9 protein-coding genes are annotated in these 8,269 nt (G+C 60.7%); 8 read left to right on the plus strand and 1 reads right to left on the minus strand.

Going from position 1 to position 8,269, the window contains the following annotated elements; all coding sequences use genetic code 11:
- Positions 1-24: 24 nt before the first annotated feature.
- Positions 25-234, minus strand: a complete 210-nt coding sequence (locus tag MO767_RS29025; RefSeq protein WP_282483318.1) for a Flp family type IVb pilin — start codon at positions 232-234, stop codon at positions 25-27.
- Positions 235-558: 324 nt separating this feature from the next.
- On the opposite strand from MO767_RS29025, the gene cpaB reads away from it, so the two are divergent.
- From cpaB to MO767_RS29065, 8 genes are read left to right on the plus strand one after another with little or no spacing between them, the layout of a single operon-like run.
- Positions 559-1,506, plus strand: a complete 948-nt coding sequence (cpaB, locus tag MO767_RS29030) for a Flp pilus assembly protein CpaB (protein WP_282483319.1) — start codon at positions 559-561, stop codon at positions 1,504-1,506.
- 21 nt (positions 1,507-1,527) lie between these two features.
- Positions 1,528-2,799 (plus strand): type II and III secretion system protein family protein, encoded by a 1,272-nt coding sequence (locus MO767_RS29035; protein WP_282483320.1) that lies wholly within the window; start codon positions 1,528-1,530, stop codon positions 2,797-2,799.
- Positions 2,796-3,992, plus strand: a complete 1,197-nt coding sequence (locus MO767_RS29040) for a pilus assembly protein (RefSeq protein WP_282483321.1) — start codon at positions 2,796-2,798, stop codon at positions 3,990-3,992. Before MO767_RS29035 ends, MO767_RS29040 begins: the two co-directional genes overlap by 4 nt.
- Positions 3,989-5,269 carry a CpaF family protein gene (locus tag MO767_RS29045; RefSeq protein WP_282483322.1) on the plus strand — a complete coding sequence of 427 codons (1,281 nt, stop codon included), beginning with the start codon at positions 3,989-3,991 and terminating at the stop codon, positions 5,267-5,269. Before MO767_RS29040 ends, MO767_RS29045 begins: the two co-directional genes overlap by 4 nt.
- A 10-nt stretch (positions 5,270-5,279) precedes the next feature.
- Positions 5,280-6,164, plus strand: a complete 885-nt coding sequence (locus MO767_RS29050) for a type II secretion system F family protein (protein ID WP_282483326.1) — start codon at positions 5,280-5,282, stop codon at positions 6,162-6,164.
- Positions 6,161-7,051 carry a type II secretion system F family protein gene (locus MO767_RS29055; protein ID WP_282483323.1) on the plus strand — a complete coding sequence of 297 codons (891 nt, stop codon included), beginning with the start codon at positions 6,161-6,163 and terminating at the stop codon, positions 7,049-7,051. The genes MO767_RS29050 and MO767_RS29055 overlap by 4 nt, the downstream gene beginning before the upstream one ends.
- Positions 7,052-7,061: 10 nt before the next feature.
- A complete protein-coding gene (locus tag MO767_RS29060) occupies positions 7,062-7,772 on the plus strand; it encodes a hypothetical protein (RefSeq protein ID WP_282483324.1) in 711 nt (236 codons plus the stop codon).
- Positions 7,773-7,785: 13 nt separating this feature from the next.
- Positions 7,786-8,061 (plus strand): DUF3613 domain-containing protein, encoded by a 276-nt coding sequence (locus tag MO767_RS29065; RefSeq protein ID WP_282483325.1) that lies wholly within the window; start codon positions 7,786-7,788, stop codon positions 8,059-8,061.
- Positions 8,062-8,269 lie beyond the last annotated feature (208 nt).

The following is an 8,269-nucleotide window of genomic DNA, read 5'->3' on the forward strand; positions in this document are numbered from 1 at the left end:
TGCCGGCAAGAACTCGCCTTACCGTTATGGTACGGCCTGAAGTGCGCCCTCAATAGTGGTAAACATGGTGGTGATAGCCGCGGAGATCGTCGGCACAAAAGCCACTAAAGCGATTGCCACCATGCCCGCAATAAGGGCGTATTCGATACCCGAAGCACCCTCGGTATCTTTCGCCAGGCCCTTGAAAAAAACGATATGGGATTTGATCTTCTGAGCAAGCGTTGAAAAGGACATGGCATTTCTCCTGGAAGACGACGGGTGTTGCACGACTGCAACATGATTCCCCTTCGCCAGCATTAGCATTGTCGGCATTCCCCGCACTCACAACTGTAAGAACGAATTATTACTAAAGTATTAGTTGGTTCATTGACGCCAAAAAAGGCACATTTTCACCCTAGCTGCTTACTTTCGTTAGTTTTTTTCAGACCAGTAATGGCGTTTCGCTCTAGCTGAGCTACCTTCAAATAGCGAAATAGTTCCATGTTCATAGCTGCCTGATTGCGAAGTTTACTCGTTGGATGCGACGAGGTCTCAAGCAGCAGGAAAGGGAGAGCCGTCATGAACAGTCGTATCACTCTGGGCCTGGCCGGATTGTTTCTGGTGGGCGCCATTATTGCCGGTTACTGGGGCCTCACGCTGAGCCGTCAACCCGTTCCCGAGCCTGTCGTGCAACCCGGAATCGTCACGCCTGCATCCATCGCCCAGACACCTGCCCCCGTGGACGACCCCACCCGCCAAACGGTGGTGGTGCTGCTGCATGATGTGCCGCCGTTCGTGCCGATCAGCGCAGCCGACGTGACCCTGGAAAAACTTCGTACCGTCCCGGCTGGCAGCCTGAGCAGCCTCGATCAAGCGATTGGCCGAACACCCTGGCGCGCCCTCAGTGCCGGCACCTGGCTCAATGATGAAAGCTTTGAAGCCGGCGGCAGACTGGCGCGGATGATTCGCCCCGATGAACGCGCCCTCGCCGTCGCCGTGGATGAAGTGATCAATGCCGGCGGGCAACTGACACCGGGGGACTATGTCGATGTGCTGCTGTTTCTGCGCATGGACAACAACAACCCTCAGCCATCGGCGCAATTGGTGGTGCCGGCCTTGCGGGTGCTCGGAGTAGGCGAACAGATGGGATTGACCAACGACGGCCAACCCGCAAGCGCGGCCCGCAGCATCGAAGAAAAACTCAGGCAGGAACAATCGCGCGCCAGCGCCCGCAGCGTCTTGCTTGCCGTCCCCGAACAACTATTGAGTCGCCTGATGTTGGCGGCCCAGGCCGGCGTGTTGCGCCTGGCCGTACGCAGCGCCGATGAAAAACGTCTGGCTCGTTACTGGGCCGGCGAAAGCGACTCATCGGCCAACCTTGCCAGTGCCAACCGCGAGTTGATCCAGTTCAGCCAACTGGCCATGACGCCCCCACCCAAACCTGTCGCCACCCACGGCGGCACAGCACCGCGCAAGTCGAGCGTGGACGTCATCCGCGGCAACGAAATCACTCAACAAACCCCCTGAATCGAGCAAGGACGCATCTAAATGCGCAGTCGTTCCATGCCCCTGTTTCAAGGCCTGCTCTGGGTCTCTTTATTGAGCGGTGTGCCACTGAGCGTTACGTTGGCAGCCGTCGGCAATTGCGCCGCGCTGGGTTCGTTGCCTGCGGTGCTGGAAGTCAGTGAAGGGCTGCAACGGGAGGTGCAATCGCCGGTGGCAATCACTCGGGTGGCGGTGGGTGACCCGAAAATCGCCGACGTGCGAGTCAACGGTAATCAAGCGTTCTTGCTGACCGGGATGGCCCCCGGCGCTACCAGCCTGATGGTCTGGACCGCCTGCGCCAGTGCTCCGCGCCAGAGCATGGTGTTCGTTCAGGGTAAGGCCACCGCAGCGATGACCACCGCGACACGGCTACCCTCTGATGACCCACTGCTACCGTCACAAGTACAGACCGACATTCGGTTTGTCGAAGTCAGCCGGACCAAATTGAAAGAGGCCGGTACGTCGATTTTCGGCAAGGGCTCGAACAACTTCCTCTTCGGCGCACCCGGTACGGTGCCCAACACGGCCGTGACGCCGGGCGTGGTGCCACTGCCCAACATTGATCCGCGGATCGCGGTGCCCAGCATTCCGCTGCTCAACGACAGTTTCAACATTGTCTGGGGTGGTGGCAGCAGCAAAGTCCTCGGTATCGTCAACGCCCTGGAAGGCAGCGGCTTCGCCTACACCCTGGCACGGCCAAGCCTGGTGGCCCTCAGCGGGCAGAGCGCGAGCTTCCTGGCCGGGGGTGAAATCCCGATCCCGGTACCCAGCGCCAACAGCAACAGCTACTCCATCGAATACAAGGAATTCGGCATCCGCCTGACGCTCACACCGACCGTGGTCAGCCACGACCGCATCACCCTCAAAGTGGCGCCGGAGGTCAGCGAACTCGACTTCAGCAATGGCGTGACCATCGGCGGCACCACTGTCCCGGCGTTCACCATTCGCCGTACCGATACCAGCATCTCGCTGGCCGATGGCGAGAGTTTCGTCATCAGCGGTTTGATCAGTACGCATAACATTTCGCAAGTCAGCAAGTTTCCAGGCCTGGGCGATATCCCGATTCTCGGTGCGTTTTTTCGCAACTCATCGGTCAACCGTGAAGAGCGTGAGCTGCTGATGATCGTCACGCCGCACCTGGTCCAACCGTTGGCTGCCAACGCACAACTGCCGTCGTTGCCGGGTGAAAAGCTGCGCAACTATGACCCGAACTGGTATCGCCTGTACTTCCTCGAAAACGGCGACTTCGATAAACGCAGCGGATTATCGCAATGAGCCAGAGCCAGAACCTGAGCCAGACCTTCCTCGCGATCACGCGCAACAGCACCGACCTTGAGTGGCTGCAAGGCGCCCTCGCCCCGTTGGGCCAAGTGGTCAGCGCCGGCGGTGGCTGCCTCGACGAATTGCTCGCGCTGGTGGACGTGACCTTCGCCAGCCTGGTGTTCATTGGCCTGGACCGCGAACACGTGGTGGCCCAAAGCGCACTGATCGAAGGTGCCCTGGAAGCCAAACCGATGCTGGCGATCGTCGCGCTGGGCGATGGCATGGACAACCAACTCGTGCTCAATGCCATGCGCGCCGGCGCACGGGATTTCGTGGCCTATGGCTCGCGTTCCAGTGAAGTCGCGGGGTTGGTGCGACGGCTGAGCAAACGCCTGCCGCCCGTGGCCTCGAACACCCAACTGGGTAGCCTGACGGTGCTCTACGGTGTGCAGATCAACGCCGACGGCGCGCTACTCGCGACGCACTTGGCACAAGTGGTGCAAAAGAGCGGACAGCAAACACTGCTGCTGGACCTGGGCCTGCCGCGCGGTGACAGCCTGGCCTTGCTCGGGCTGGAGAGCTCGTTCCACTTCGGCGATGCACTCCGGCACTTGCGGCGCCTCGACGCGACGCTGATCGACAGCGCGTTCACCACCTGCGCCGCCGGGTTGCGGATCCTCGCCTACGCCAGCCACGATGAGCCGCTGGAACACACCAGCACCGCCGAGTTGTACATGCTGCTCAGCGCCCTGCGCCAACACTTCCAGCACATTCTGGTGAACCTGACCGGCCAGCCGGACAGCGAAGCGCTACGCACCTTCGTCACCCATTGCGACAAGTTGCTGTGGTACACCGATCAGAACGTACTCGACTGCCGTCGCAACCTGGCGGTACTCAACCTGTGGCGTGAAAAAGGCATGAAGCTCGATCACGCCAGACTGTTGGTGGACCGCTACCTGCGCAACGTCGCACCGGACGCCGACACCCTGAGCAAAAGCTTCGGCATGGAGATCATCGCGACCCTCGTCTACAGCCCGGAAGTGCGGCTTAACGCCAAGAACCAAGGTGTGACGCTGTTTGAACTGGCCCCACGCGAAGGCTTGACTCAAAGCCTGCGCGCCCTCGGCGATCAGTTGGCCAAGCGCTCCGAGGGCCTGGCCAAACCAAAGTCTGGCTGGTTCAACCGGTTGAGGGGTGCGCAATGAGCGGTGAAAAACTCTTCGGCGCCCCGGTGCGCACAACCAGCGGCAACACCGATAACGAAGGTCTGAAACTGGTGCTGCACCGCTACATCATCGACGCCATCGAGGAGTCCGGAAAAAACCTGCTGGAGGGTTCACGGCAGGTGCTCTCACAGTTCGTCATCGACAAGGTTGCCGAGTACATCGCCCGGCTGCACCTGGCGATTTCCCGCTATGAAATGGAGCGTCTGGCCGAAGAAATCGTCGACGAACTCACCGGTTTCGGCCCCTTGGAAGTGCTGCTGCGGGACCCGGCGGTGACGGAGATTCTGGTCAACGGCCCGCACCGGGTGTTCATTGAACGCGACGGCGTGCTGCATCAAAGCGACCTGCGCTTCATCGATGCACATCACGTCGAGCGGGTTATGCAACGGATCCTCGCGCCCCTCGGCCGACGGCTCGATGAGTCGTCGCCGATGGTCGATGCACGACTGCCCGACGGTAGCCGGGTCAACGCGATCATTCCACCGATTGCGCTCGATGGCCCCTGCTTGTCGATACGTAAATTTCGCAAGGACATGCTCAAAAGCTCGGACCTGATGGCGATGCAAACCATCGATCAGGCGATCTTCGACTTTCTTCAGGAGGCCGTGGGCAAGCGCTGCAACATCCTGATCAGCGGCGGCACCGGCACCGGCAAGACCACGCTGTTGAACATTCTCAGCCAGTTGATCAACCCTCACGAGCGACTCGTCACCATCGAAGACGTCGCCGAACTGCACTTGGGCCACCCTCACGTGGTGCGCCTGGAAACCCGACCGCCGAATGCCGAAGGCCACGGCGAAGTGAAAGCCAGTGACCTGATTCGCAACGCCCTGCGGATGCGCCCGGACCGAATCATCCTCGGCGAGATTCGTGGCGTCGAAGTGGTGGACGTACTCACCGCAATGAACACCGGCCACGACGGTTCGATGAGCACCGTACACGCCAACAATGCCCAGGATGCGCTGTTGCGCCTGGAGACATTGGTGGGCCTGACGGGCCGCACCATCGCCGAACGTACCTTGCGGCAAATGATCTGCGCCGCACTGGACGTCGTGATCCAGCTGACGCGCATGCCCGACGGCCGCCGCTGCGTCAGCGAAGTGGTGGAGGTGATCGGCTTGCGTGATGACGTGTATGTCACCAACACGTTGTTCCGGCTCGACCGGCGCAGCGGTTTCGGATTCATGCGCGAGGCGGTCAACCCCGCCGGCGACAAACTGCGCCGTGAGTTGGCGCTCTCTCCCTCTGCGTACTGAAGGCCACGGCATGCTCAAACCGGTGCTGCTCATCCTCGTTTGCCTGGCCTTGCTCGGACTGTCGATCCGCCTGTTTTATCGCGGTTTGCGCCAGACCGGCACCGAGCGGGTGCTGGGACGCCTGAACCAGGGGCAACCGCAGCCGGTGCTGACGAAAGCCTCCTGGGTCGGTCTGGACCGGGCCTTTCTGCGGGCCGGACTTGGGCGTCCCTCCAAGCATCTGGGGGGGTGGCTGGTGCTCTGGGCCTTTGGCATCTTGCTCGGATTTGCTACCGGTGGCTGGTTCGGCTTGATGGTTCTGTTACTGCTGCCGCCGCTGATTCTGCGTCTGTATGTCAATTGGCGTTATCAGCGCCGACTACAGCGCATGATCGAACAATTGCCACAAATGCTCGATCACACGGTACGCAGTCTGAAGTCCGGACGCACCTTGGCCGATGCGGTGCTGGGCGCTATCGACGCCGCCGAAGATCCGCTGAAAAATGCCATGGGCCGAGTTCAGCGCAACGTACAGTTGGGGGTCAGCCTGCCGGATGCCGCGGCTGACCTCGCCGAGCTGTATGAGAAAGACGAACTTCGCCTGTTCGCACTCGGTTTGAAGGTCAATCATCGCTATGGCGGCAATGCCAGCGAACTACTGGAAAACCTGATCAAGATGATCCGTGAGCGCGAGCAAGCAGCGCGCCAACTCAGGGCCATGACCGGTGAAACCCGGGTGACCGCGTGGGTCCTGGGCTGTCTGCCGATTGGCCTGGCCGGCTATTTCCTCGCGACCAACCCTCATTACTTGCTCGCCATGTGGCACGACCCTTCGGGGCAAATCATGCTCGCGTCCGCGTTCGGCTTGCAGGTGGTCGGCAGCCTGACGCTCTGGCATATGTTGCGTAGCGTATGACAGTGCCTTTTCTGATCTGCGCGTTGCTGTTTCTGGGGGCTACGTTGTTGTTGCTCAGCGGTTTGCTGGAACACCGTCGGCGGGCTCGCCAGGTGGCGCAACGACTCGATGGCAAACTGGCGAGCGATAACCGCGTGGATCAGTGGCTGCAAATGCTGGGCAGCAGCCGGATCGGTCAGCGCTCGGTCAACCTGGATAACGAAACCCAGGCATTGCTTAACCGTCTCGGCTGGCGCAGTGCCCGGCGACGCTCACTGTTCGCGGCGTTCCAGGTAGGCGCTCCGGTGCTGGCGCTGGCCCTGAGCTTGCTGATCCAGGGCGTGTTCTTCCCTCACACAGACAACCATTGGATGGCCCCGGTGTTCGCCACCGGCATTGGCTATCTGTTGCCCAAACGGTTGCTGGCCGTTGCCGCGCAGCGTCGGCAGAAGCAACTGGCGACCGAGATTTCCACCTTCATTCCGCTGCTGCGCATCCTGTTCGAATCGGGCATGGCGGTGGAGCAGTCGCTGCGAGTGTTGAGCAATGAAGGCAAACAATTATTGCCGGCCCTGACCCATGAATTGCGCCTGGTATTGGCCCGGGTCGATTCCGGCCTGGAACTGGGCGAAGAACTGAACAAAGCCACCCGATTGCTGGCCGTCGATGAGTTCACCGACACCTGCGTCATCCTTCAGCAGTTGATCCATCAGGGGGGCGGCGCGATGAAATCCCTGCTGACCCTCAAGCAATTGCTCGATGACCGGCGCCTGACGCGCTTGCAGGAATACATCTCCAAACTGTCCGCCAAAATGTCCGTCGTGATGATGCTGTTTCTCTTCCCGGCGTTATTGATCGTACTGGCCGGCCCGGGTTTCACCGCCCTGTCCCATGCCTTTGGTTCTTAGAGGGATCGTGATGAAAGCAATAATTGCCGGTTTGAGTCTGCTGTTATTAGGCGGTTGCGCGAGCAACGGCGCGACGCCCTGGAGCGCCCTGACCAACACGGCCACTTGCGGCAAGCTGACTTCCGAGGAACAACTGTCGCTGAACCTCGCCGATGACATGGCCAATGACGGCAAACTGCACGCCAGCCTCGCCAACCTGCAAAGCCTGCCCGACAACCTGGCCGACGTGCGCTTGCGCAAGGCCAAGGTCTATCGACTGCTGGGCCGCAGCGAAGCCGAGCCGTTGTACCGCAGCCTGCTCGGCAGTTGCCTGGCCGCCGAAGCCGAACACGGCCTCGGCCAACTCGCCGCCGCCAAGGGTGACAACGGCCTGGCACAAGCCCACTTGCAACGGGCTGCACGGCTAGCGCCGACCGACGAGAAAATCCGCAACGACCTGGGCGTGGTGTACCTCAACCAATTACGCGTCGAGGATGCGCGCTTTGAATTCCTGACGGCCATGGAACTCAAGCAAAGCGATCAACTGGCAGCGTTGAATCTGGTAACACTGCTGATCTACCAGGACGACTGGAGCCGCGCGGCCGAACTCGTCAGCAGTCTTGGCCTGAGCCCCGCCCAAGTCACCGAAGCCCAGGCTCGCGCGCAAAGACTCAAGTCACCGGGCAAGTCCGGCCCGGCCGCCGTAAACCAGGTCGCTGTCGCCACACCAACGCTTCAATAAGGAGAGGTTTTTGATGAAACCGACCATCCTCTGCTGCCTCGGCCTGCTGGCCCTGCCCCTCACCACTCACGCCATTGACCCCGGCCCCGCCTCGGCCCAACAACAGGAAACCGAAGGCTGGCTGCAACTGCAAAGAAGTAACAAGGCGGCGTCCCAGAAACCGCAAACCTCAACCGCGACCGAACGCGAGCTGAGCATGCAGCGCTGGTTGAAGAGCTATCAGCATGAGATCCCGGAGTACTTTGATCAGTATGAGAGCGGGCAGGTGAACGGTGGGACGGGGGGGTAGTCTTGGTCCGGGAATTGGACGCTTGGGGCTAGCGTTTTTTGGCTGACTTTTTTCGGGCCGGCATTCCGGGTAATGCCAGTCAGTTAAGCAATTCCAGCCGCGATACTCTTTGTAGCAGCTGCCGAGCCCGCGAGGCTGCGTTCGGCTGCGTAGCAGTCGTGAGTCCGGCTGACGCGGTATGCCTGACGCACCAAATGACTGATTTTAC

Source organism: Pseudomonas sp. UYIF39 (genome assembly GCF_029963765.1).
In the GTDB taxonomy this organism is placed as follows: domain Bacteria; phylum Pseudomonadota; class Gammaproteobacteria; order Pseudomonadales; family Pseudomonadaceae; genus Aquipseudomonas.